This is a genomic window from Nitrospirota bacterium, assembly GCA_020851375.1.
GTDB lineage: Bacteria > Nitrospirota > 9FT-COMBO-42-15 > HDB-SIOI813 > HDB-SIOI813 > RBG-16-43-11.
The window spans coordinates 80,592-103,054 of sequence record JADZCV010000005.1 but is presented as its reverse complement, the minus strand read 5'-3'; the positions used below and the strand labels follow the sequence as shown (position 1 = coordinate 103,054).

The following is a 22,463-nucleotide window of genomic DNA, read 5'->3' as shown; positions in this document are numbered from 1 at the left end:
AAAACTTACAACAAAAAACACCATGTTATTAAACATGGTGGGCCCACCAGGACTTGAACCTGGGACCAACCGGTTATGAGCCGGTAGCTCTACCAACTGAGCTATGGGCCCTGCAATCCTACTCTATAAAGCTCTTAAGGCGTTTACTCCGGCTTGGGTGTCTGAGCTTCCTCAATGCCTTTGCCTCAATCTGGCGTATCCTTTCACGTGTAACATCAAAGTTCTGCCCCACCTCCTCAAGTGTGTGATCTGTAATCTCACCGATGCCAAACCTGAGTCTCAACACCTTTTCCTCCCTTGGTGTAAGGGTCTTCAATACAGAGTCAATCTGCCCATGCAGGTTTGCCTTCACAGCAGCCTCAAGAGGAGACACAACCTTTTTGTCCTCAATAAAATCACCAAGATGACTGTCCTCTTCCTCTCCTACCGGTGTCTCAAGAGAAATAGGCTCTTTTGCAATCTTTAAAACCTTCCTGACCTTGTCAACAGGGAGTTTCATTTCTGCAGCTATCTCTTCCGGTGTAGGTTCCCTGCCGATCTCCTGAACAAGCTGTCTCGAGGTACGGATCAGTTTGTTGATTGTTTCAATCATGTGCACAGGGATCCTGATAGTACGGGCCTGATCAGCAATAGCCCTTGTAATTGCCTGACGAATCCACCATGTGGCATAAGTGCTAAACTTGTATCCTCGCCTGTATTCAAACTTGTCTACAGCCTTCATAAGGCCAATGTTCCCCTCCTGTATAAGATCAAGGAACTGTAAACCGCGATTAGTATATTTCTTTGCAATGCTGACTACGAGACGCAGGTTAGCCTCAATTAGCTCACTCTTGGCAATCCTGCTCCGCAACTCTGCCATCTCCAGGGCCTTTACAGACTCCTTGAGTTCCTGAGCAGGTATTACAACATCACCTTCAATCCTTCTAAGGGCTTCCGAAGCAGCAGTCCATGTCCTCTCAAGGCTCAATATATCTTCTTCCCGCTTATTGATCTTGTCTGCAAGTCTCTTTAACTTTAATTTGTTCCCCTGGATCCTGCCGAAAATTGCAGGAAGTTCATCGGCCTTGCACTTCATCTTCCTGCTGCATACCTGTATTTCATTCTCCCTGCGGTGAATCTCCTTATTATACTCTTTGAGGCACTCAACTATCATATCAACAAACTTTGCATTAAGATTAAGGGACACCACCATATCAACTATCCTGGCCTTTATTGCAACAACCCTCTCCCTGGCCTTTAGTAGCTCTTTAACCTTCAATGTGCCGGAGCTGACCTTTTTATGCTGATTTCTGTAATCACGATAAGTCCTTTTAAGTCTTTCAATGGCAGCTAATGTCTTATCCTTCAACTCCTCCACATCCTGCTCTACAATCTCCTCAAATTCTACATCCTCCTCCTCATAAGTAGATATAAACTCATGAAGTGTCACCTTGCCTGTTTTCAGCTTGTCACCAAATGAAATTATCTGACTAATGGTAAAAGGCATGCCAAAAATTATGGACTCAATCTGTCTCTTGCCTTCCTCTATCCTCTTGGCTATTTCTATCTCGCCTTCCCGGCTCAGGAGGGATACATCTCCCATTTCCTTTAAATACAACCTTACCGGGTCGTCAAGCCTTGCTACTCCGACACCAAGGTCTCTCTCTTCCTTTTCTTCTTCCTCTGTCTCTTCCTCATTGACAAGCTTCTGATAATTTTCTTCCTCTATCTGATCAACGATGTCAATCTCCATCTCGCCAAACATCATCATAATGCTATCCATCTCATCAGAGGAGACAAAATCTTCAGGCAAGGCATTGTTAAGTTCGTCATATGTAAGATATCCCTTTTCCTTGCCTACTGAAATAAGATGCTGAACTTCAGCTATTTTCTCATCTTTTGCCATGTTTTATCTCACCCCTCCCTTAGTTATTTTCAAATAAAAACCGTCTCTTCCGGTGAATCTGCTGCATCTCAACCTGCAGCCCCCTGATCCTGTCAAGCATGCCGCTGCTCTCTGCGGATGATATTTCCCTTTCAAGGCGCTTTAACTCACTCTCAAGCCTGTTACGCTGCAGCACCTTTGTGCAATCAATTAAAGTCTTCTCAGGGGACTCAATATGCAAGTCACATACACCTAATCCTGAAATGATGTTTTTGACTGCATCCTCGCATGAAGAGTCGTTAATAATGTCATGAAATCCTTTTTCACTGTTTAAAATGTATCTGCCGGCCTTACGCAGCTTTATATCAGTAAAATCTTCATCAGCTATAACGCCCCTCGCAATCCTCCTGAGATTTGTATCTTTCAGGATTAAGCAAAGTATCACCTCTTCCACTCCTGGCTTATTCTTTAACCCTTCCGGTCCCGAGACCCTGTCACTTATTCCCGTAGCAGATGATTTGACTGTCAACTTCCCTTTTCTTGCCAGCTCAGATCTTAATACTTCTTCTGATGTCCTCAAGTCCCGCGCAACCTTTTTTAAATAATAGTCCTTTTCAATCCTATTGTTGACCTTCCTTATAAGTGCAAGGCACTCGTCTGCAACACGAACCCTTCCGCCGATTGAATCACTCTGATTCAATTTTGACGGTTTTTCAATAATTCTGTCTATCTCAAACTCAATAATACCTTTAGCACCATTTACTAATTCCAGGAATGAGGCCTTTCCTGCCTTCCTTATATAACTGTCAGGGTCTTCACCTGCAGGAAGCAGCAATACTTTTGCGGTCATATCACTGTTAAGAAAAAGCTCAACAGACCTTCTTGCAGCGCTAATACCGGCAGCGTCTGAATCGAAGGTTAAAGTAACCTCGCTCGTATACCTGCTTAGACTTTTAAGGTGACTCCCTGTCAATGAAGTTCCAAGGGTACCCACTACATTTTGTATACCAGCCTGATGAGCTGCTATAACGTCCATATAGCCTTCCACTATTATAGCATAACCTGACTCTCTAATATAGTTTTGCGCAATATCAAGACCATATAACAGTTGCCTTTTACTAAACAGGGGGGTTTCCGGTGAGTTAAGGTATTTTGGAGTATTATTATCCATCACCCTGCCACCGAATCCCACTATCATCTTATGAGTATCGAGGATTGGCAGCATAACCCTTCCACGAAACCTGTCATAGTATCCTTCCCCCTTACCCTTCTGGACCACAATACCTGCCTCTGCCATTATTCCGTCAGTAATCCCCTTCATCCCAAGGTACTCAAATGCCCTGTCCCACGAATTCAGGGAATAGCCGATATTAAACCTCTCGATTGTCTCCGGCAGTATGCCCCGCTCTGACAGATAAGCCCTGGCTGCTGCCCCTTCCTTAGACTTAACAAGAATATTATGATAATATTCTGCTGCCAGTTTATTAGCCTCAAAAAGCCCCTTTTTCCTTTTGTCCTTCTCTGTAGAATCAACTCCACTATCAGGTATTCTTATACCAGCATCTCCTGCCAGTTTTTTTACAGTATCTATAAAAGACAAATTCTCATACTTCATAAGAAAGGTAATGATGTTTCCACCAGTACCACACCCGAAACAATGGAAAAGCTGTTTTGCCGGACTTACGATAAAAGATGGAGTCTTCTCAGAATGGAAAGGGCAGAGACCCACAAAGTTCTGCCCTGCTTTCTTCAGAGAGAGATGTCTGGAAATCACCTCTACAATATCCTGACTTCCTCTTATCCTGTCTAATAATTCTTCAGGAATATATCCATCCAAGGGGAAACTCCCCCTATTAATGTGCCGCTGCATCCATAAGTTCTTTGACAATTGAACTTACCTTTGTGCCTTCAGCCCTTCCCTTCACACGTGGCATTAATGCCTTCATAACCTTTCCCATATCCCTGACAGAAGCAGCGCCTACTTCTTTTATAACCATCCTGATTTCTTCTGCAAGCTCTTCATCACTGAGAGGTTTGGGCAAATACGCCTGCAGTATCTCTATTTCCTCGCTCTCTTTTTTAACGAGGTCGCTTCTTCCACCCTTATTAAACTGCTCTATAGACTCCCTTCTCTGCTTAATACCGGACATTATTACGTCAATTATTTCGTCATCTGACAGCTGAGCCTTCTTTTCAATCTCCCTGTACTTTATGGTTGACTTTAATAGCCGGATCACAGAAGACCTGACACTGTCTCCGCCTTTTAATGATTCCTTTAGGTCCCCTGAGAGTCTGTCGAGCAGCGTCATAGAATTATACCTTCTGGCGTTTTGCTGCCTTCTTTTTTGCAGCTAATGCCTTGCGTTTACGCCGTACACTTGGTTTTTCATAGTGCTCTCTTTTCCTCATTTCAGAGAGAATACCCGATTTTTCACACTGTTTTTTGAACCGGCGGAGGACGCTTTCAAAGGACTCATTGTCCTTAACCTTTACCCCCAGCATATTTTATCCACCCCCTTACCCTAACAGATTATATTTATAAGTTTTTTTAGCAGATTTCTTGGATTGTTAAATATAGCAGACAGTAGTTGCATGTGTCAAGTATTCTTTTCTCCAAACATATTGCTTTTTAATAAGTTTTATGTGATAATTTAAAAAATATGGAGCATACTCTACTTCTTAATGCTACATATGAACCACTAAAGGTCATACCATGGAAGAGGGCGGTAACACTCCTTTTTCAGGGAAAAGTTGAGGTGCTTGAAGTCTATGACCGCGAGGTTCGTGGTATAAGATTCAGCTTTCACCTTCCGTCTGTCCTGAGACTGCTAAAGATTATAAAGACCCGCAACATTCATGCGGTTAAATTTTCACGGGCCAATATCTTCACCAGGGACAACCACACTTGCCAGTACTGCGGTCATAGATTTGATGTCAGAGACTTGACGTTTGACCATATTATTCCCGTTGCGCGGGGTGGAAAGAAAAACTGGGAAAACATAGTTACAGCATGTTGGATGTGCAATAATAAGAAAAGCGGCAGGACACCGTCAGAGAGCGGCATGCATCTCATAAAAACACCTTCTGAACCTAAGTGGCTCCCACACATTACTGTCACGCTCGGGATAAAAAACAAACCTGATAGTTGGCGTGATTACCTGTACTGGAACGTTGAATTGGACAAGGAAGACACAGGCTGACTCAATTAAATACTGCATATTTTACTACTCTATAGGAACTTCATCTGCTAATCATCCTGACAAGCAGGAAGCATCTTCTTCCAATCCATATCAATAACAGACTTATCCCATGGAGTTTTACCATAGAATAAAACATCATCAGCCTTTATATTCTTAAAAACAGCCCCCTGAGTCTGCACCTTTCTAAAATCAGAATGGCTAAAATCTGTCTCCTCCAACGTGGCTTCTTTTATATCTGCGCCCCGAAAGTTAGAGTTAAAAAGATTAACTTTTCTTATTACGGCCTTGTGTATTATAGAATCCTCAAGATTTGCTCCTGTCAGGTCAGAGTTTATGATTTTAATGCCTGTCAGATCGCTTACCTGAAACCTTGCCCCTGTAAAGTCTGAGTTCTCTATAACAGCGTTATTTAACCGCGTCCTCTGAAAAAACACCCTCCTCGCTTTTACATTTTTTAGGCTTGCATTGACGAGCCTGCATTCAGGCATAAAAGCGTCGTTTAACATGGCGTTATCGAGCCTTGCGTTCACAAAGGAGGTACAAGTAAGCGTAGCAGCCGTAAAATCAATACCTGTCAAATCCTGGTTGTCAAAATTAAGGTAGCTTAAATCACAACCCTCCAGGCTCTCACCCCTTTTATATTTTGCGAGCGCTTCAGTTTCCGTCATAGGAAAATCTGTCATCTTGTCGTCATTTATGGCTTGTAATCTTCAAAAAGGCTGGCAACGTCAAAGTTGTCATTGCCGTTGTTTCTTTTTTTAAGTTTGGCAACCTTCTCTTCAAATGTTTCCTGCGCTTTTTTGTAAAATATACCCACAGGGACTTTTGCATTCGGATCTGTTCTGTGTCCCATTACTTTCTCAGAAAATTCAAATGCCTTTGCCTTGTCTTCGAGATTAGTGTGACCGTAAACTTCCTGGATATTTTCTGTTCTGCCTTTATAGTACTCAAATGTTTCATCCTGGTTGTAAGTGGGGCACGGGGAAAGGATGTTAACGAAGGAAAAGCCCTTGTGAAGAATTGCCTGCTCTATTACTTCACCTGAGTGTCTGGGGTTGCCTGCATAGGTCTGGGCTACGAATGTAGCTCCGTAAGCAAGCATCAGGCGTATTGTATTCATAGGCTCATCAAGTGTTCCATAGGGCGTTGTTGAGCCTTTCATCCCGAGACGGCTTGTAGGAGAAACCTGTTTTTTTGTAAGGGCGTATATGTTGTTATCCATGACAATAAGCGTTAAATCCATATTTCTTCTTGCTACATGCGCATTATGACCGCCGCCGATAGAGAAGGCATCGCCGTCTCCGATAGTTATAACAACAGTCATCTCTGGTTTTGCCATTTTTATGCCTGCTGCAACAGGCACTGCCCTTCCGTGGCAGGAGTGAAAGCCAAAGGTTTTGAGCCACAGCGGAAGCCTGCTTGAGCATCCGATACCAGAAACCGTCGTGATTTGATATGGATCAAGTTTGAGTTTACTGTAAGCTGAACATATAGCAGAGGTTACGGAAAAGTCTCCGCATCCTGGGCACCAGGTTGGTTCTATATCACTTCTGTAATCTTTAGGTTTTAATTCCATCGCTATTGCCATTTATCTACTCCTTTTATAATATAACTTCTGATAGTTCTTGTATTTTCATTCCTGCTGTTTAACGGCTTCATTTTTTAAGATATTTTTCCGCAAATTCCTCAATCTCTCTGGGGATAAACGGCTCACCTCTGTAGATATTCAATTTTACAGGATTGACATGATCTGTTTTGGCCTTTACAAGCTGAGCAAATTGCCCCTGATAATTGGCCTCAGGTATAATAACTGTTTTAATCTTAGATGCAAATTTCTCTATGCCCTTCACAGGCACCGGGTATACCATTTTAGGATACAGGGCAGAGACTTTATATCCTTTGTTCCTTAATCTTTGTACCGCCTCTTTTGTAATAGAAGCTGTTAAACCCCATGCAATAATACCCACTTCTGCGCCCTTTTGTTCGTCTACCTCTATATTTGTATATTCTTCTTCTATGTTTTCAAGCTTTCTCCATCTTTTTTCTGTCATCATGTTTCTCGTCTCTGGATTTGTTCTCGGACCGGAGTCTTCTGAGTGCTCAAGACCTGTTGCAGCATAGCTTGCACCACACGTGCCCGGTATACCCATAGGAGAAATACCTGACTGGGTATTTGCATATCTTAAGAATTTCTCCTGCTCTTCCTTCTGACCTGCATACGTAACCCTGTTTTCTATTTTTATTTTAGATATATCAGGAACAGGTATGGCCTCTGTTCTGATAGCCAGGGATGCATCTGATAACAAAAATACAGGCATCTGGTATCTTTCCGCCAGGTTAAAGGCATCTACCGTAAGGTAGAAGTTTTCTTCAACATTGGATGCTGCAAGAATTATCTTTGGAGTGTCACCGTGAGAGTTGTAAGCTGTTGAAAGAAGATCTGCCTGATCATGTTTTGTAGGCATACCGGTTGATGGCCCACCCCTTTGAACATTTACAACAACAACAGGCAGCTCTGCCATTGAACCAAGCCCCAGGAGCTCGCACATCAGGTCCATACCCGGACCTGATGTGGATGTCATTGTTTTAACGCCCGCAAAGGAGGCGCCAAGGCAATTGGCAATGGATGCAATCTCATCTTCAGCCTGATAAACAAAGCCATTAGCCTTAAGTATCATGGAAGACATATAGTTTGCGATTGACGTAGCCGGTGTAATCGGATAACAGGAGAAAAACCTGCAACCAGCTGCCATACCCCCAAGTGCAACGGCCTCACTGCCTTCTACGATAATTACATTTTTCTGAGGTGTCGGAGAGGGGAAAACAATCGTATCTGTCTTTTTAATATTTTCTCTGACATACCTTGCGCCTGCCTCTATCGCCTCAAGATTTTTATCTACAACTGCCTGACCTTTTTTAATAAATTTATCTATAATACTCTGCCTCAGGCTTTCCATAGGAACTTTAAACAGCTCCGACACAGCGCCCAGGGCAACCATATTCTTTACAATAGGGGCTTGCAGCTCAAATTTTGCAATTTTTGACATTGGCACCGGGTACATATGAACATCCTTGTGCTCTTCAGGCTCAAAATCTCCGCCCGGAAAGTCATACACCATAATTTTACCAGGGGTAAGCTCTTTCCTATTTATTGCGTACGCCTCGCCGTTAAAGGCAACCAGGATATCAAAAGTATCTCCCTGCGAATGTATTTTGTTATCCGAGATCCTCACCTGGCTCAGGGCATATCCACCCTTAATCTCTGAAGGGAATGTCTTGAAAGTTACCACCTCCATGCCTGCCCTTGTAGCGGCCTGCATTAAAAAATCTCCGGAGCTTATAACGCCTTCTCCTCCCTCTCCGGCTATACGCATGATTATATCTATTGCCACGGCTTACCTCCTTCGTGTTATTACTTTCCTATTACGAAACCTTCTTTAACCGACGCCTGCGATGACTCTTTAATAACGCAGCCGGGCTGATCTTGTTCTCTATTATAGTAGAATCAACAATGGTTCCGCAAGCAATACAACGCCAGCCATAGAAAAAGTAGTTGCTGGATTCTCCCATATCCAGGAACTTCTCGTAAATCATCAGGCCATTACATTTTGGACATTTCATTTTTATCACCATTCCTTTCTTCCACCTAATGGTAATAACTTTGCAATCCGCTTGCCAAAACACTTTAGTATTATAATTCAATGAGTTATGAATTACTTATGGATGCAGCTTGCGTTCCATAATGAAACAGTGACTGAGTTTATGACCTATCAAAAGACATAAGGTGAAACAAATACCTAATAAACAGGCAATGTTTCAATAAGCAACTATATGTTTCATTTATGAACTACTGATGTATGATCTTCAATACCAAACAACTTGATCTTTCTCCATAGAGTGGTCCTGCTTATGCCTAATCTTCTGGCAGTCTCAGCATATCTCCAACCGTTCTCTTCAAGCGTTCTGAGGATCCATTCTTTTTCCACCTTGTCAAGTGATGAGGTCTGTGCAGCGGTAATATTGAGACGCTCTCCTTCCCGAAGCAACTCGCCAGGGAGGTGCTCGGGAAGGATAGTGTTGTCTTTACTGCAGATAAATGCATGCTCAACTATATTCCTCAGTTCACGAATATTGCCTGGATAGAAGTAATTGAGCAGTACTTTCATGGCCTGAGGAGAAATATTGTCAATCTCCTTTCCTATCTCTCTGTTGAATTTTTCTACAAAGTGCGTAATAAGAAGGGGGATATCTTCCTTGCGTTCCCTTAAAGGCGGCAGGAAAATGGGAAAAACGCTGATCCTGTAGTAAAGGTCCTCTCTGAATCTGCCCTCTTTTACCTCTTTAAGGAGCCCCTTATTAGTGGCGGCAATTATATGTACATCCACAGATATGGTCCTGGTGCCGCCGACCCGTTCAAACTTCTCTTCCTGGATTACTCTGAGGAGTTTTGCCTGCGTTGACAGACTCATGTCAGCAATCTCATCCAGGAATATAGTGCCATGGTTGGCCAGTTCAAAACGGCCGACCCTGTCCTGATGCGCGCCGGTAAAAGCCCCCTTTACATGTCCAAACAACTCACTTTCAATGAGGGTATCCGGGATTGCTGCGCAATTAACAGCAATAAAAGGTTTATCCTTCCTGTTGCCGTTGTTGTGTATCGCCTTTGCAATAAGTTCTTTCCCTGTTCCGCTCTCTCCCTCAATCAATACTGTACTCTTGGTCTGAGCAACAGAGGGGAGGATAGATAAAATCTCTTTCATTCTCCTGTCTTTGGTAATAATATTGCCAAAATCGTACACATCTGCAAGACGTTCTTTCAATTCCTTTATCTGGGAAATGTCCCTGAATACTTCAACAATTCCTATCAGGCTCCCTGTTTCATCAAACAGAAGGTCGGTATTAATGTTAACTGGCACCCGGCGGCCTTCCCTGTTCTCTACAAAACTCTCATAATTTGACAGCCGTTCCTTTTTTGCAAGGGTACGGCGAAGGACACAGTCTTCAGAAGCGCAAATATTACTCCTGATAAAATTCTCGCACCTCTTGCCTATCAGGGCACTCTCCGGATAACCCAGAAGTTCCTGCATAGCCTTGTTGACATAGTTTATCCGGCCGGAAAGGTCAATTGTAAGGACACCATCACTGATACAATTTAGAATTATACGTTCTTCCATAGCAATGTTCCAAATTTAAACAATATGTTAACAGAGGTTGTAACAAAGGGCAACGCTACGGCTTAAGAATTATCTTGCCGAAGTTTTCCCTGTTGAGCATGTGCTCCTGGGCCATTCGTGCCTCTGATAATGGAAATGTCGCGTCAATCACAGGCCTCAGCTTCTTCCGGCCAATAAGTTTTGTTATGCTTAGAAGGTCCCGGCGCGTACCCATTACAGAACCCATAATAGTCTGCTGCCGCATAAATATGTATCTGAGATCAAGCCTTACATCAGGTCCTGTAGTTGCTCCGCATGTTACAAGCCTGCCATTTTTGGCAAGTGATGAAATGCTTTTATCCCAGGTGGCAGGACCAACGTGCTCATAGACAACATCAACTCCCCTCCCATTTGTAATCTCCTTTACTTTGTGGGAGAAGTCCACCTGAGTGTGATTTATGGTCTCATCCGCACCAAGTTTTTTGGCCTGTTCGAGCTTTTCATCGCTCCCTGCAGTGGCAATAACACGGGCGCCGGCAAGCTTTGCTATCTGCACAGCGGCAGTTCCTATGCCGCTGCCTGCACCAATAATCAGCACATCCTCCCCCGGGGCGAGATGCGCCCTTTCAATCAGCATATGCCAGGAGGTAACAAATGTCAGGGGAAATGCAGCAGCCTCTTCAAACGTTATTCCGTCCGGAACCCGGATAATATTTATGGCCGGAGCCTTCGCATAACCGGCATACCCGCCATCCACCTGACCGCCGATGATCCTGAAGGTCTCACACAGATTGTCCATACCTGAAAGGCAATATGAACACTTGAAACAGCTGAGCCCAGGGGCAATAATGACCCTGTCCCCGGACTTGATGCTTCCTTTGTCAACATCATCCCCAACAGCCTCAACTACCCCTGCAATGTCACAACCTGATATATGCGGCAGCGTTAACTTGTATGCCGGTATACCCTGCCTGACCCATATATCAAGATGATTAAGTGCACAGGCCTCTACCCGAACCAGGACTTCACCGCTGCCAATCGAGGGGACAGGGACATCTTCATAAACAAGTCTGTCCGGCCCGCCAAATTCATGAAATACAACTGCCTTCATGAATAATCAGTAACATTGTTTTTCGTTTCATGTCAAGAATAAAACTGTGCATGGAGATCCGGACCGGCTTAATGAATTGACTCAGTGCATTGTCAGGTGATAGAATATTCCTTGACGGAAAGGAGAAACAGAATGCAATCGTATCAGTTCAAATGCGTTGACTGTGGCGTATTGTTCGAAGCGATGTCAGACCGGAATAGCTCCACATTTTACTGCGATTTCTGCGGGAGTCAAAACGTGAAAAAACTATTCGCGGTAGCTGACCCCGTAATGAGAGATGATGAAACGCTCTTAGAAGACGAGTGTTAATACAGATGGCCCTTCTCAAAGATGTCCTCGATTCTCTCTGTGATATACCTCGTCTCAAGACTTACATAAAGGATGATCCTGTTGAATTTCCCCACCTTTATACTGATCCCCGGGATATTGAACTTGCAGGGTTAATTGCCTCTTCACTTGCCTTTGGACGGATCACTTTATTCAAGCCGGCAATCAGAAAGATTCTTTCTTTTGCAGACGGCAGTCTTTATGAATATGTGATAAATTTTGAACCTCACAGGGATGAGAAACGCTACCAGGGTCTCTACTACAGGATGTGCAGGGGGGAAGACATGGCAGCGCTCATATTCATACTGAGAGAAGTCCTCAGAAAATACGGCACTATCGGCAGTCTCTTTCAATCATGCCATGACAATCACAATACTCTGCGAACCACACTCGGCAGATTTGTAAGCCGCCTCAGAGAGACAGACACCAGCCCGGTATACGGCAAGACAATAACTACGCGTGGACTGCTTCAGTTAATACCATCACCGGATAACGGTGGTCCATGTAAACGCCTGAATATGTATCTGAGATGGATGGTCAGGGGTGATGACGGCATTGACTTTGGTCTGTGGAAACATATTCCACCCTCTATCCTTATCTATCCCCTTGATACCCACATCGAGAGGATTAGCAAAGAACTGAACATGACAAGCCGGAAATCTGCAAACTGGGCAATGGCTCAGGAGATTACAGATAATTTCCGTCTGATATCGCCGGACGATCCGCTAAAATATGACTTCGCCCTCTGCCACCTTGGCATATCGGGTAAATGGAAGGAGGTTTTATCTGATGGAACAAAATGAGGTGCGTCTTGACTTCAACTTCATGATGAAAGAACAGATTGGTGATGATTCCGGTATAGACCCCGGGGACATAGATTTTTACTCTGGCGCAATAAAGACGACCCATGAAGAGCTTTTGAACAAGAGGAAGAACGGCGCGCTGCCCTTCTTTGACCTCCCCTATCAGGACACAGGCGGACTCAAGGCGATCGCCAGGGACATATCTCACAATTTTGAAAACTTACTTCTTATCGGCATAGGCGGCTCAGCTCTCGGCCCCCTGTCCATACATAATGCCCTGCATTCGCCATTCTATAACAGTTTGTACGCAGGCAAAGGGAAGGGAAGACCACGCCTCTATTTCCTCGATAATGTTGACCCTGATGAAACAACTGCACTACTTGAAGTCCTTGACCTTAAGAAAACGGTCGTAGTCGTGATTACCAAGTCAGGCGGCACTGCTGAGACTATGGCAAGCTTCCTTGTGCTAAAAGACGCTATTAAAAAGGCAGCCGGGAAGGTTGATCCATCGCAGGTTATTGCTATTACTGACCCTGCTAAGGGAGACCTGTTGCAGATTGCGAGACAGAATGGATACAGGACACTTGAGATACCTCCAGGGGTAGGCGGCAGATTCTCTGTTCTGACCCCTGTGGGCCTGCTGTCTGCTGCTGTCTCAGGGATTGATATAGACGAGATGCTGCAAGGGGCTGCCCTTATGGATAAACGGTGCAGCAATCCTGACATATGGAAAAATCCTGCGTACATGAAGGGGATGCTCGAATATATTTTTCAGACAAGGCAGGGCCGGCATATCTCCGTAATGATGGCCTACTCAGAGGCGCTCGGCACTATTATTGAGTGGTTCGTACAGTTATGGGCGGAAAGTCTCGGAAAGAAACATGGTATTGACGGCCGGACAGTATTTACCGGCCAGACACCGGTGAAGGCAGTTGGCGCAACGGATCAGCACTCCCAATTACAGTTGTATGTGGAAGGGCCGCATGACAAGACAATAACATTTCTGCGGGTCAACAGATTTAATTCCACTGTCCCTATCCCGGCAGACTTCAGTGACGCAGAGGGCATAAGTTATCTCGGCGGCCACACATTAAATGAGCTGATACTCGCTGAGCAAAGGGCAACGGAGGTAGCGCTTGCCATGAACGGAAGGCCCAGCTGCCGCATAGACATCCCGGCAATAACGCCTTCGGTAATAGGGCAGTTGTTTTACCTGTTTGAGGTGCAAACCGCCTTTGCAGGCGGACTTTACAGGATAAACGCATTTGACCAGCCAGGCGTTGAAGAAGGCAAGAAACTCACATTCGGCATGATGGGAAGAAAGGGATACGAAGACAAGAAAAAAAAGGTCGAAGGAATAGGCAAAAACAAGAGTTATATAATCTGACTTGTCCTGCTATCCCTCATCCTCGTTTTCTAACATGGATTTGAGTTCACTTAGAATATCGTTCAGGTAGTCCGACTGGATCTCCTGGATCTCGAGCAGACGTTTATTCTGATGAATAATCAGGTGGTCCAGTTTATCATGAAGCAGCCTGATCTCCAGTTCAGCCTTCAGGTTTACCTTATAGTCATGTTCACCGCGCAACCGGTCTTTCTGTTCAACCCGGTTCTGACTCATCATTATGACAGGCGCCTGAACAGCGGCAAGACAGGAAAGTATAAGGTTCAGCAGGATGAACGGGTAGGGATCAAAGGCACGCGTGACAAATACGAATACGTTAATGGCCACCCACAGGAAGATCAGAAGGAAGAATAATCCTATGAAGGTCCAGCTTCCGCCAAACCTTGCGATAATGTCTGCCACTTTCTGACCGGCTGTCAGCTGTTCCTCGATATCCGGCTCAATGTTTTCCGAGAGTATCTTGTTTTTATGAATAGCATCGAGCACATCCCTTTCGAGGCTCGTCAACTCGCCTGTTTCATCCACCATGATTGAAGTCAGGTATCTTCTGCGGTACCGGTTTAACTCCACCAGCGATATATAGTTATCCCTGTTCAGATCGGGAAAATCTTTCCTGATGAACTGATATAATCCTTCGCTGAGGGAGTCGCATCTATACGCATGGGTAATTTCCACATCTTTCTTACTGATCTGGCAAAGGACTTTTTCCATTTCGAATGAATAATAAACTCCGGAACCATCGGGGTCAAGAAGTTTATTGAAATAATCTTATGGATAGTGTAAATTCCATAAAAATTGATGGAGGTGACAATGTCGAATACACTGAGAAGTCTTAAGGAGGCATTCGCCGGTGAGAGCCAGGCAAACCAGAAGTACCGGGCATTTGCAAAAAAAGCAGAGCAGGAAGGGTTCCCAAACATTGGACGTTTATTCCGTACAACAGCAGAGGCAGAGAGGATTCATGCCGAGGGACACCTGAATTCACTTGATGCAGTAGGTTCAACATCCAGGAACCTTCAGGCAGCCATAGACGGTGAGACATATGAGTACAAGGAGATGTATCCGCCCATGCTACGGGAGGCTGAATCTGAAGGTCACAGGGCAAAGCGCATGTTTGGTTATGCAGTCAGGGCAGAGGAGGTACACGCAAGACTTTACAAAATGGCGCTGGAGGCTGTTCAGCGGGGTGAAGACCTGAGCGAAACCAATTTTTATCTTTGTCCTGTCTGCGGACATATTGAGATAGGCAACCCGCCACAGTCGTGTCCCATCTGCAATGCAAAGGGTGAGAAGTTTATACAGGTTTAGGGAATTTAAAGTTGTAAAACCAGAGCTGATATATATCATACCCATAATCCGCATGTACGTGTCAGTATCGTAAAACGGGCGCTGTCCTGTATGCGCCCGATGCTGATCAGTATGATCTCCGTCATACCAGAATCCTGTATACCGTGTCAGCATTGTAAAAAAGCCATGGGTTCGTGCACGCCCAGGGTTCATGTATGGTTTTGAACACAATGTCCGTCAGATCCAGCGTTATTGTCAATGCTGGCAACAAAGGAGGGTTAGATGACAAAGGCTTCGGCACGAAACATGTTCATTGGGTCAACTGTAGTGGTGTCCGCGATACTGCTGGTACTCACAGTCATGTCACACCAGTCGTATCCGGAAAGGACCCACCCTGAAAACATTTCCCCCTCTGTCGCGTGGGGAAAGAAGGTGTGGGAGAAACACGCATGTATTGACTGTCACACACTCCTCGGAGAAGGGGCCTACTATGCACCTGAACTTGGCAACGTCATTGCCAGACGCGGTGAGCCGTATGTGCGCACAGTGCTTCAGGTAACGGCGGTCCAGGGCTGGGGAAGCATCAGAAAAATGCCGCAGTTCGACCTGTCGGAGAAAGACATTGACTCGCTGATCGCGTTCTTTAAATGGATGGGGCAGGTAAACACCGACAACTGGCCGCCCAATAAAGAGGGCTGACGGCCCATTCTTATCGTGCATCTTGAATAAAATAACAACCATCTGAAAGAGAGGAAATTCATGGAATACAAGTATGAATCACAGCGTGTAGCCTATCCGTTTTTTTTCGCCGCCATGTTGCTTTTCGCAGGCCAGATCCTCTTCGGCCTGATCATAGGCGCGCAGTACCTGTGGCCTGACATGCTGTTTCCGGCCATACCGTTCAACATAGCCCGCATGGTGCACATCAACCTGCTGGTAGTCTGGCTTATTTTTGGTTTTATGGGCTCGGCCTATTATCTGCTCCCTGAAGAGGTCGAAGGTGAGATATACAGTGTCAGGCTTGCGCTGACGCAGTTCTGGCTTTTTCTGATAGGCGGTGCGACCGCTGTAGTCGGCTATCTCTTCAGGTGGCATGACGGCAGGGAGTTCCTCGAACAGCCGTTCGTGATCAAGGTGGCGATCGTTATTGTCGTACTGATGTTCATCTTCAACATGATCATGACGATGATAAGGGGTAGAAAGAGGACGAGCGTGTCCCTCGTCCTCCTTTTCGGATTTCTTGGACTTGCCGTCTTCTATCTCTTTGCCTTCTTCAAGCCGGAAAACATGGTGGTGGACAAGTATTACTGGTGGTGGGTTGTGCATCTCTGGGTCGAAGGGGTATGGGAGCTGATCATGGCTGCGCTGCTATCCTTCCTTCTGATCAAGCTTACAGGCATCGATCGTGAGGTCGCCGAAAAGTGGCTCTATGTCATCATAGGCCTGACCTTCATCTCAGGCGTCATCGGCACCGGGCATCACTACTACTGGATCGGTACACCGACATTCTGGCAGACATGGGGGCTCTGGTTCTCAGCGTTTGAGGTGCTTCCGTTTGCAGCGATGGTAGCCTTCACCTTCCGGATGGTCAGCAAGAGGACGCGCAATCATCCGAATCGCGCGGCCATCCTGTGGACGGCCGGCACAGCGATCGTATCGTTCCTCGGCGCAGGTCTATGGGGTTTCATGCACACGCTGCCTCAAATCAACTACTATACACATGGCACACAGATCACGGCAAGTCACGGACACCTGGCCTTTTTCGGCGCGTACGCGATGATCGTTCTGGCGATGGCATCTTATGCCATGCCTAACATCCGGAAGCGCAGACCAACGCATCAAAAGGCCGAGATACTTGCCTTCTGGATCATGGTGGTATCCATGATGTTCATCGCGCTTTCGCTCACAGGCGCTGGCATCGTCCAGGTCTACCTGCAGCGCATCCTCGGAATGCCCTTTATGGAAACGCAGGGACATATGGAAATCTTCTACGGTCTCAGGCTGTTCTTCGGCTGCACGTTTGCTGCCGGGCTTGTCATCTATCTCTACGACTTCTTCTTCCCCGGCAAGACTGTGCACGCTGGGGTTGAGGCCTATGGAGAATACTCACATGGCGGGACACATTAGCAGCACGGCGTATGACGCCGCACCTCATCCAGACAGGACGGAAAAAGGGGCTGAGCCGTATTACCTGCCTGTCAGCAATGAGGTAGATATATTCGAGGCAGCCTACAGGGGCGGCATGGCGGTACTGCTGAAAGGGCCGACCGGCTGCGGCAAGACCCGCTTTGTGATGCACATGGCGTGGCGGCTTGGTCTCCCCGTTCACACGGTCTCATGCCACGACGATCTGACGTCGTCAGACCTGGTCGGCAGGTATCTGATCAAGGGGCGGGAGACTGTCTGGGTGGACGGGCCGCTGACGAGGGCAGTCAGGGTGGGCGGTATATGCTATCTCGATGAGGTGGTCGAGGCGAGAAAAGATACCACCGTCATCATCCACCCCCTGTCAGACGACAGGCGAATCCTGGTCATCGAGAAGACGGGAGAGGAATTGCGCGCTCCTGACAACTTTATGCTGGTGATATCTTACAACCCAGGTTATCAGCATATCCTGAAAGACCTCAAACCGAGCACCCTCCAACGGTTTGTCGCCCTTGAGTTCGACTATCCGCCCGAAGAGATGGAGGCAGACATTGTCGCAAGCGAAAGCGGACTCGACAGAATGACGGCCGCGGGACTCGTCAGTGCTGGCCGGAAGATGCGCTCGCTCGCAGACTCCGGGCTCGACTCGCACCCTGGTACCCGCATGCTGGTGCATGCCGCAAGGCTCATCCAAAGCGGTCTTCCGGTCAGTACTGCGTGCGAGGCAGCCATTGTCAGGCCGCTGACAACCGATGCCGAGATTCATCGCACGATGATGGATATCATAGGGGCCGTGTTTTAAGATGGAACATCTCGCAGGAAAGGGCTTCGATAAGGCCATACAGTTTTTCTCAGGCAGGCGAATGCGAAAATGGGGGGCTGACAAGGCCCCCTATCTCCTCGCAGGACACCTGAGGAGGTTCGGCATCCTGGCTTCAATGGCTGCCGGCAAAACTGTGCGTGCGGCCTGCATCAGGGGAGACACGCCTCCCAGACCCTATCTTAAGACACTGAACAGGATGGGGCATCCAGCCATCCTGGCGGACCATGGATTCGGCTGGAGCGACGGAGAGACCATATTCCTGCCACACTCGCTGGTGGATATGCCCGACAGCGAAGGACAGGAGAAGCTGGTCAGGCTCATCATCTTTTTCCTTTCAAGCCATATACGCCTTAATACCCTGAAGACAGCGTTCGAGAACCGGGTGTTACTGGAACAGGACAGGCTCGTCGCAGACCTCTACTGGATCACTGAAAATGTCAGAATTGCCCCTATCATCAAGGGAACATTTCCGGGCGTCTTTCGCGACTGGGAGGATATCGTTCACTATCTGCTCAGCAGGCGGCCTGGCCACAGGCACATCAACGCGCCGGAGCAAAGGATCGAGCAGTTTTTAAGAGACGCTTTCACTGGTGTATCTGCCGGGGTTTCGGCTTCAAACGGGCCAGAGGAGAGCCTCAGGATGGCGCAGGCCATCAAAGGCCAGTGGCAGGAGGCCGGCGTGCCGCTGAAAAGATACCGGGGTATGGTACCTTTTACGCCGTGGGGCAAGCTCATACCCGGCAGGATAAGGGAAGGGCTTCTATATCAGGATGAGAGGGCCGCTGACAAGGCCCCATCTTCTGAGGCAGCCAAACCCGCGGATACGAAGAGACCAGGGCCCGGATCCGAGACCCGTAACCGATACGCTGCGAAGAAAACCGTTGTTGATGAGGAGGAGAACGGGCAGGGACTCACACTAAACATCTACGACAAGCTCCTCTCATGGGCAGAGTTTGTAAATGTCTCCCGGCCGTTTGATGATGACCCTGATGAAGACGCGGGTGAGGCGGCTGACTGCATGGAAGAGCTGACGACCGCGGAGATCAGAAAGACGACCACCTCTTTCTTTGACGCCGACATTGAAAGGGTCGATGATCATCCTCCGGCGCCGGCTAAGGAAGTAGACACAAAGAGGGTATTTTCATATAAGGAATGGGACTACCGCAAAGGGGCCTACACAGCGGACGCCTCCAGACTAAGTGAATTTATTGCGGCCGGGGCCAGGGCAGATGCCGTAGACAACATCCTTAGAGAGAAGAAGCGGGTAATCAAAGAGGTAACGCGCAAGTTCGAGGCGATCACCCCGGCCGCTACACTCAAAAGCCGGCAGCTGGACGGCGACTTCATAGACTTTAATGCCGCGGTAGAGGCCTTTTCAGACTTTGAGGCTGGCAAGACGCCAGACGACAGACTCTACGCATCATACACGCGAAATGAACGGGACATTGCCGTGCTCTTTCTCGTGGACCTCAGTATGTCAACAGACGGTTGGGTGGACGGCCGGAGGATCATTGATCATGAAAGAGAGGCCCTTGTGATCCTGTGTGAGGCGATGGTCAAACTGAGGGACAGACACGCGATATACGGTTTTTCAGGAAAGACGGCGAGGGATTGCCGCTTCTACCACATCAAGGGCTTCAACGAAAACTACGGCAGCATAGTCAAAGAGCGCATCGGCTCGCTGATTCCCTACCACTACACCAGGATGGGTCCTGCCATCCGGCATGCGGCAGGCATCCTGAAGAAAGAGTCTTCAAAGGTGCGCCTCCTCTTTATGCTCTCGGATGGAAAGCCGAATGACATTGACGCCTATGAGGGACGCTACGGGCTGGAAGACACGCGCATGGCCATTAAAGAAGCCGGGCGGGAAGGGATCATCCCCTTCTGCCTCACAGTGGACAACAAGGCGCAGGAGTATCTGCCGCGCCTCTTCGGCAAAGGTAATTACGCGGTATCATCGCGGGCGGACAAGCTGGCCAGAAGACTCCCCGACCTTTACGCAAGGATCATCCGGCAGCTTTGAAGAAACTGTGAAATAGTCCTCTCTATAGCACATCGTGTCTGTCTTATCAGTTTCACTGCCTCCCCCGCAAATGATGCACTGTGAACCTTACAGGCGGTGGCTTGAAACACCTGACGGTTCTGAGACAGCATCGTCTAAAGTAATCAAACAGCGGTTACATAAGAAGATATATCTGAGATCATCATGAAATCATAATTGACAAGGGTGTCGGACCAAAGACCCTCGACTATTTACTGACCCTGAGAGTAATATAATGCATGTTGCGGGCATTAAAAGTCTGCACTGAGTTGGCCTTGAGTATCACTATCTGGGGATATAGGCGTTAAGCCCGATTGTTAAAGGTTTTCCTTCCACGATGCAGGATGTTTTCATATTGCCTCTGGTGCTGGCTACTACAAGCGTTTTCCCGGATGCGCTCGGCGTAGGTGTTTCCAGGTCGCAGGTGATAATCAGCTTGTTCCCTTCGATTCTTGTTTCAATTGCCATGCGTGTCTCCTCTGCGTATCGGCGCCCCATGTTAATACGTCTTCAATCATGTCAGTGAAATGCTGTTCACAGGTACCCTCAGTATAGAGGACTCAGTAAATAATTACCATCAGGATGACGAATTCCTTCCAGCCATGTTCCCGCCTTAGTCTTTGTCCAACTTCCATTTTACACCGCCCCGGCTGGCGATGTAGAGGAAAACAAAGCTATAGAGCGCTGCCAATTCGCCCTTGTTGATCGTCGGAAAGAAACCAGATCCCATCTGGAACCTCCAGTGGTATTGGAAATAGGCCACGGCCATCATGCCGCTGCAAATAAACGCCACAATGCGCGTTTGAAACCCCAGCATTACCGCTATTCCTCCCAGGAGTTCGATGATCCCGCCGAACCAGAGCTGGGAGCCAACCGGCGGCTGGAACCCGGAAAGTATCCCAAGGATTTTCTGGACACCGTGGAATGAGAACATGAATCCCACAATTATCCGCATCAAGGCGTAAGCATGGTCCGCGTACTTTGAAAGCCATTTCATGAGTGTACCCTCCCTATCGGTTTATTTTTACAGTCATATATGGGTAGAGCATAAGGTTGGCATCCAGATGGTTCCTCTGGATGATTTAAATGCTATCAGGCTTGCGGAGCCTTGTCAATTCAAAAGGGAACATCTTCACCGGAAATCTTGAGGTCAAAGCAAACGATAATAATGCGTTTGCGATGCTGCGGTACATACGCACTCGCATCTACAACTTTATGAAAGATGTGGTAAATGTTCTTCCCCAGGCTCCAGAAAATCAAACGAGTATTCGTCCTTGACTGTCAGCTTTGCCTGATGCCTGTATTTCTCCGGAACAACCTTTTCAAAATTTGTCTGATTCGCCATATAATATTCGAACGCCCCTGCCTCAAGTTGATTTATCATTGTTTCTTCCTTTACCCCATAAGCCCCCTATGCTATATTGTAATTCATGCAAAACAAATATATAGAAGAGCTTGCCGTCAGATACGGGATTCATATCATTTATCTCTTTGGTTCACAGGCAGATAAAGGAAAAAGATACATTGAGGGAGAAGATGTTACACCTGATATTTTTTCCGATCTTGATGTAGCCGTTGCCTTTGAAGCTCCCCCTCAGGAGGTCATCAAAACTTACGGAAACCTTTATAAGGAAATTTCCGGCATATTCGAACCCTTCAACATAGACCTTTTATTTATGCATGAGGTCAGCACCTTATTCCAATACGAGATAATAAAGGGCGTTAGAATATACGAGCGGGAGATAAATCATGCAGATGAATTTGAAGAGGACATAATGAAGAGGGCCGGAGACCTGTTCAAGAAAAAGGAATTTGATAAAGATGTCATGGAGGCCATAGAAGATGGTTATTTCGAATTTGAATACAACCCGCGTTCTTGAGTTGATCAGGTTTATTGAGGGCTGTGTTGAAGAGTTAAAACCATTTTCAGGAATGATAGAAAAAGAATTTCTGTCAGACAGGAAAAATCCTCCGTTTGTTGAAAGCTATCTCAGGAGAGCACTTGAGTCTGTGTTTGACATTGGAAGGCACATCCTTGCAAAGAACTATGGTTTCAAGGAAATAGAATACAAGGCCATTGCAGGAGAACTTGGCAAAAGAAAAGTCATTTCAGAAGGACTTTCAGAAGTCCTCATTAAAATGGCCGGCTACAGGAATCGCATGGTACATTTTTACAGAGAAATTACCCCGCTGGAGCTTTATCAGATAGTTAAAACCAATTTCGATAAATTTAACCGGGAAATCCTGGCCTTCGTCAAAACTTACCAGAACGAGAAACACTCCCTGGAAGATCAGCAATAACCT

Annotated in this window: 24 protein-coding genes and 1 tRNA gene; 10 read left to right on the top strand and 15 right to left on the bottom strand. The window is 46.7% G+C overall.

From position 1 onward, the window contains the following. Positions 1-35: 35 nt before the first annotated feature. The 5 genes from IT393_01495 to IT393_01475 form a co-directional block, all read right to left on the bottom strand. Positions 36-111 (bottom strand) — tRNA-Ile (locus IT393_01495). 7 nt (positions 112-118) lie between these two features. After that, positions 119-1,885 (bottom strand): RNA polymerase sigma factor RpoD, encoded by a 1,767-nt coding sequence (gene rpoD / locus IT393_01490; protein ID MCC7201324.1) that lies wholly within the window; start codon positions 1,883-1,885, stop codon positions 119-121. A 19-nt stretch (positions 1,886-1,904) separates the two neighbouring features. Further along, on the bottom strand, positions 1,905-3,701 hold the full coding sequence (locus IT393_01485) for a DNA primase (GenBank protein ID MCC7201323.1): 1,797 nt from the start codon (positions 3,699-3,701) through the stop codon (positions 1,905-1,907). 16 nt (positions 3,702-3,717) lie between these two features. Next, on the bottom strand, positions 3,718-4,173 hold the full coding sequence (locus IT393_01480; GenBank protein ID MCC7201322.1) for a GatB/YqeY domain-containing protein: 456 nt from the start codon (positions 4,171-4,173) through the stop codon (positions 3,718-3,720). Positions 4,174-4,177: 4 nt separating this feature from the next. After that, the gene (locus IT393_01475; GenBank protein MCC7201321.1) at positions 4,178-4,366 is read right to left on the bottom strand and encodes a 30S ribosomal protein S21; all 189 of its coding nucleotides are present in this window, start codon (positions 4,364-4,366) and stop codon (positions 4,178-4,180) included. A gap of 158 nt (positions 4,367-4,524) precedes the next feature. Here IT393_01475 and IT393_01470 point away from each other — a divergent pair, with 158 nt between their 5' ends. Further along, entirely contained in the window at positions 4,525-5,064 is a 540-nt protein-coding gene (locus IT393_01470) for an HNH endonuclease (protein ID MCC7201320.1), read from the top strand. Between the two features lie 47 nt (positions 5,065-5,111). On the opposite strand, the gene IT393_01465 is transcribed toward IT393_01470, so the two are convergent. From IT393_01465 to IT393_01440, 6 genes are all read right to left on the bottom strand, one after another. Further along, complete coding sequence (locus IT393_01465) at positions 5,112-5,732, bottom strand: pentapeptide repeat-containing protein (GenBank protein MCC7201319.1); 621 nt, start codon at positions 5,730-5,732, stop codon at positions 5,112-5,114. A 26-nt stretch (positions 5,733-5,758) separates the two neighbouring features. Next, positions 5,759-6,652 carry a 2-oxoacid:ferredoxin oxidoreductase subunit beta gene (locus tag IT393_01460; GenBank protein ID MCC7201318.1) on the bottom strand — a complete coding sequence of 298 codons (894 nt, stop codon included), beginning with the start codon at positions 6,650-6,652 and terminating at the stop codon, positions 5,759-5,761. A 67-nt stretch (positions 6,653-6,719) separates the two neighbouring features. Then, positions 6,720-8,456: a 2-oxoacid:acceptor oxidoreductase subunit alpha gene (locus tag IT393_01455; protein ID MCC7201317.1), complete on the bottom strand. Its 1,737-nt coding sequence runs from the start codon at positions 8,454-8,456 to the stop codon at positions 6,720-6,722. Positions 8,457-8,487: 31 nt separating this feature from the next. Continuing rightward, positions 8,488-8,685: a hypothetical protein gene (locus IT393_01450; GenBank protein MCC7201316.1), complete on the bottom strand. Its 198-nt coding sequence runs from the start codon at positions 8,683-8,685 to the stop codon at positions 8,488-8,490. 215 nt (positions 8,686-8,900) lie between these two features. Further along, positions 8,901-10,238, bottom strand: coding sequence for a sigma 54-interacting transcriptional regulator (locus IT393_01445; GenBank protein ID MCC7201315.1), 1,338 nt, complete (start codon positions 10,236-10,238; stop codon positions 8,901-8,903). Between the two features lie 55 nt (positions 10,239-10,293). Then, on the bottom strand, positions 10,294-11,328 hold the full coding sequence (locus IT393_01440; protein ID MCC7201314.1) for a zinc-binding dehydrogenase: 1,035 nt from the start codon (positions 11,326-11,328) through the stop codon (positions 10,294-10,296). A 314-nt stretch (positions 11,329-11,642) separates the two neighbouring features. On the opposite strand from IT393_01440, the gene IT393_01435 reads away from it, so the two are divergent. Together IT393_01435 and IT393_01430 are read left to right on the top strand one after the other, a co-directional pair. After that, complete coding sequence (locus IT393_01435) at positions 11,643-12,458, top strand: TIGR02757 family protein (GenBank protein ID MCC7201313.1); 816 nt, start codon at positions 11,643-11,645, stop codon at positions 12,456-12,458. Further along, positions 12,445-13,845, top strand: coding sequence for a glucose-6-phosphate isomerase (locus IT393_01430; GenBank protein ID MCC7201312.1), 1,401 nt, complete (start codon positions 12,445-12,447; stop codon positions 13,843-13,845). Before IT393_01435 ends, IT393_01430 begins: the two co-directional genes overlap by 14 nt. A 9-nt stretch (positions 13,846-13,854) precedes the next feature. Here the strand turns inward: IT393_01430 and IT393_01425 are convergent, their stop codons facing one another. Further along, positions 13,855-14,574, bottom strand: a complete 720-nt coding sequence (locus tag IT393_01425; protein ID MCC7201311.1) for a DUF1003 domain-containing protein — start codon at positions 14,572-14,574, stop codon at positions 13,855-13,857. 99 nt (positions 14,575-14,673) lie between these two features. On the opposite strand from IT393_01425, the gene IT393_01420 reads away from it, so the two are divergent. The 5 genes from IT393_01420 (at position 14,674) to IT393_01400 (ending at position 20,141) form a co-directional block, all read left to right on the top strand. Next, a complete protein-coding gene (locus tag IT393_01420; GenBank protein MCC7201310.1) occupies positions 14,674-15,171 on the top strand; it encodes a rubrerythrin family protein in 498 nt (165 codons plus the stop codon). A gap of 261 nt (positions 15,172-15,432) precedes the next feature. Beyond that, positions 15,433-15,849 (top strand): cytochrome c, encoded by a 417-nt coding sequence (locus IT393_01415; GenBank protein ID MCC7201309.1) that lies wholly within the window; start codon positions 15,433-15,435, stop codon positions 15,847-15,849. 60 nt (positions 15,850-15,909) lie between these two features. Next, positions 15,910-17,277 carry a cbb3-type cytochrome c oxidase subunit I gene (locus IT393_01410; GenBank protein MCC7201308.1) on the top strand — a complete coding sequence of 456 codons (1,368 nt, stop codon included), beginning with the start codon at positions 15,910-15,912 and terminating at the stop codon, positions 17,275-17,277. Continuing rightward, on the top strand, positions 17,261-18,097 hold the full coding sequence (locus IT393_01405) for a CbbQ/NirQ/NorQ/GpvN family protein (protein ID MCC7201307.1): 837 nt from the start codon (positions 17,261-17,263) through the stop codon (positions 18,095-18,097). The genes IT393_01410 and IT393_01405 overlap by 17 nt, the downstream gene beginning before the upstream one ends. Before the next feature lies 1 nt (position 18,098). Next, positions 18,099-20,141 (top strand): hypothetical protein, encoded by a 2,043-nt coding sequence (locus IT393_01400; protein ID MCC7201306.1) that lies wholly within the window; start codon positions 18,099-18,101, stop codon positions 20,139-20,141. A 303-nt stretch (positions 20,142-20,444) separates the two neighbouring features. Here the strand turns inward: IT393_01400 and IT393_01395 are convergent, their stop codons facing one another. From IT393_01395 to IT393_01385, 3 genes are all read right to left on the bottom strand, one after another. Next, positions 20,445-20,627, bottom strand: coding sequence for a hypothetical protein (locus IT393_01395; GenBank protein MCC7201305.1), 183 nt, complete (start codon positions 20,625-20,627; stop codon positions 20,445-20,447). A gap of 145 nt (positions 20,628-20,772) precedes the next feature. After that, positions 20,773-21,156 carry a DoxX family protein gene (locus IT393_01390; GenBank protein ID MCC7201304.1) on the bottom strand — a complete coding sequence of 128 codons (384 nt, stop codon included), beginning with the start codon at positions 21,154-21,156 and terminating at the stop codon, positions 20,773-20,775. A 216-nt stretch (positions 21,157-21,372) separates the two neighbouring features. Beyond that, positions 21,373-21,543, bottom strand: coding sequence for a hypothetical protein (locus IT393_01385; protein ID MCC7201303.1), 171 nt, complete (start codon positions 21,541-21,543; stop codon positions 21,373-21,375). A 46-nt stretch (positions 21,544-21,589) separates the two neighbouring features. On the opposite strand from IT393_01385, the gene IT393_01380 reads away from it, so the two are divergent. Both IT393_01380 and IT393_01375 read left to right on the top strand, forming a co-directional pair. Continuing rightward, positions 21,590-22,039, top strand: coding sequence for a nucleotidyltransferase domain-containing protein (locus IT393_01380; protein ID MCC7201302.1), 450 nt, complete (start codon positions 21,590-21,592; stop codon positions 22,037-22,039). Then, positions 22,002-22,460, top strand: coding sequence for a DUF86 domain-containing protein (locus tag IT393_01375; protein ID MCC7201301.1), 459 nt, complete (start codon positions 22,002-22,004; stop codon positions 22,458-22,460). The genes IT393_01380 and IT393_01375 overlap by 38 nt, the downstream gene beginning before the upstream one ends. Positions 22,461-22,463 lie beyond the last annotated feature (3 nt).

What these genes read in the sequence shown, in the direction of transcription:
- IT393_01480 (MCC7201322.1), bottom strand. Translation starts at nt 4,173, where the DNA reads ATGACGCTGCTCGACAGACTCTCAGGGGACCTAAAGGAATCATTAAAA.
- IT393_01465 (MCC7201319.1), bottom strand. Translation starts at nt 5,732, where the DNA reads ATGACGGAAACTGAAGCGCTCGCAAAATATAAAAGGGGTGAGAGCCTG.
- IT393_01450 (MCC7201316.1), bottom strand. Translation starts at nt 8,685, where the DNA reads ATGAAATGTCCAAAATGTAATGGCCTGATGATTTACGAGAAGTTCCTG.
- IT393_01410 (MCC7201308.1), top strand. Translation starts at nt 15,910, where the DNA reads ATGGAATACAAGTATGAATCACAGCGTGTAGCCTATCCGTTTTTTTTC.
- IT393_01430 (MCC7201312.1), top strand. Translation starts at nt 12,445, where the DNA reads ATGGAACAAAATGAGGTGCGTCTTGACTTCAACTTCATGATGAAAGAA.
- IT393_01385 (MCC7201303.1), bottom strand. Translation starts at nt 21,543, where the DNA reads ATGATAAATCAACTTGAGGCAGGGGCGTTCGAATATTATATGGCGAAT.
- IT393_01440 (MCC7201314.1), bottom strand. Translation starts at nt 11,328, where the DNA reads ATGAAGGCAGTTGTATTTCATGAATTTGGCGGGCCGGACAGACTTGTT.
- IT393_01445 (MCC7201315.1), bottom strand. Translation starts at nt 10,238, where the DNA reads ATGGAAGAACGTATAATTCTAAATTGTATCAGTGATGGTGTCCTTACA.
- IT393_01380 (MCC7201302.1), top strand. Translation starts at nt 21,590, where the DNA reads ATGCAAAACAAATATATAGAAGAGCTTGCCGTCAGATACGGGATTCAT.
- IT393_01435 (MCC7201313.1), top strand. Translation starts at nt 11,643, where the DNA reads ATGGCCCTTCTCAAAGATGTCCTCGATTCTCTCTGTGATATACCTCGT.
- IT393_01475 (MCC7201321.1), bottom strand. Translation starts at nt 4,366, where the DNA reads ATGCTGGGGGTAAAGGTTAAGGACAATGAGTCCTTTGAAAGCGTCCTC.
- IT393_01420 (MCC7201310.1), top strand. Translation starts at nt 14,674, where the DNA reads ATGTCGAATACACTGAGAAGTCTTAAGGAGGCATTCGCCGGTGAGAGC.
- IT393_01390 (MCC7201304.1), bottom strand. Translation starts at nt 21,156, where the DNA reads ATGAAATGGCTTTCAAAGTACGCGGACCATGCTTACGCCTTGATGCGG.
- IT393_01470 (MCC7201320.1), top strand. Translation starts at nt 4,525, where the DNA reads ATGGAGCATACTCTACTTCTTAATGCTACATATGAACCACTAAAGGTC.
- IT393_01415 (MCC7201309.1), top strand. Translation starts at nt 15,433, where the DNA reads ATGACAAAGGCTTCGGCACGAAACATGTTCATTGGGTCAACTGTAGTG.
- IT393_01405 (MCC7201307.1), top strand. Translation starts at nt 17,261, where the DNA reads ATGGCGGGACACATTAGCAGCACGGCGTATGACGCCGCACCTCATCCA.
- IT393_01400 (MCC7201306.1), top strand. Translation starts at nt 18,099, where the DNA reads ATGGAACATCTCGCAGGAAAGGGCTTCGATAAGGCCATACAGTTTTTC.
- IT393_01460 (MCC7201318.1), bottom strand. Translation starts at nt 6,652, where the DNA reads ATGGCAATAGCGATGGAATTAAAACCTAAAGATTACAGAAGTGATATA.
- IT393_01375 (MCC7201301.1), top strand. Translation starts at nt 22,002, where the DNA reads ATGGTTATTTCGAATTTGAATACAACCCGCGTTCTTGAGTTGATCAGG.
- IT393_01395 (MCC7201305.1), bottom strand. Translation starts at nt 20,627, where the DNA reads ATGGCAATTGAAACAAGAATCGAAGGGAACAAGCTGATTATCACCTGC.
- rpoD (MCC7201324.1), bottom strand. Translation starts at nt 1,885, where the DNA reads ATGGCAAAAGATGAGAAAATAGCTGAAGTTCAGCATCTTATTTCAGTA.
- IT393_01425 (MCC7201311.1), bottom strand. Translation starts at nt 14,574, where the DNA reads ATGGAAAAAGTCCTTTGCCAGATCAGTAAGAAAGATGTGGAAATTACC.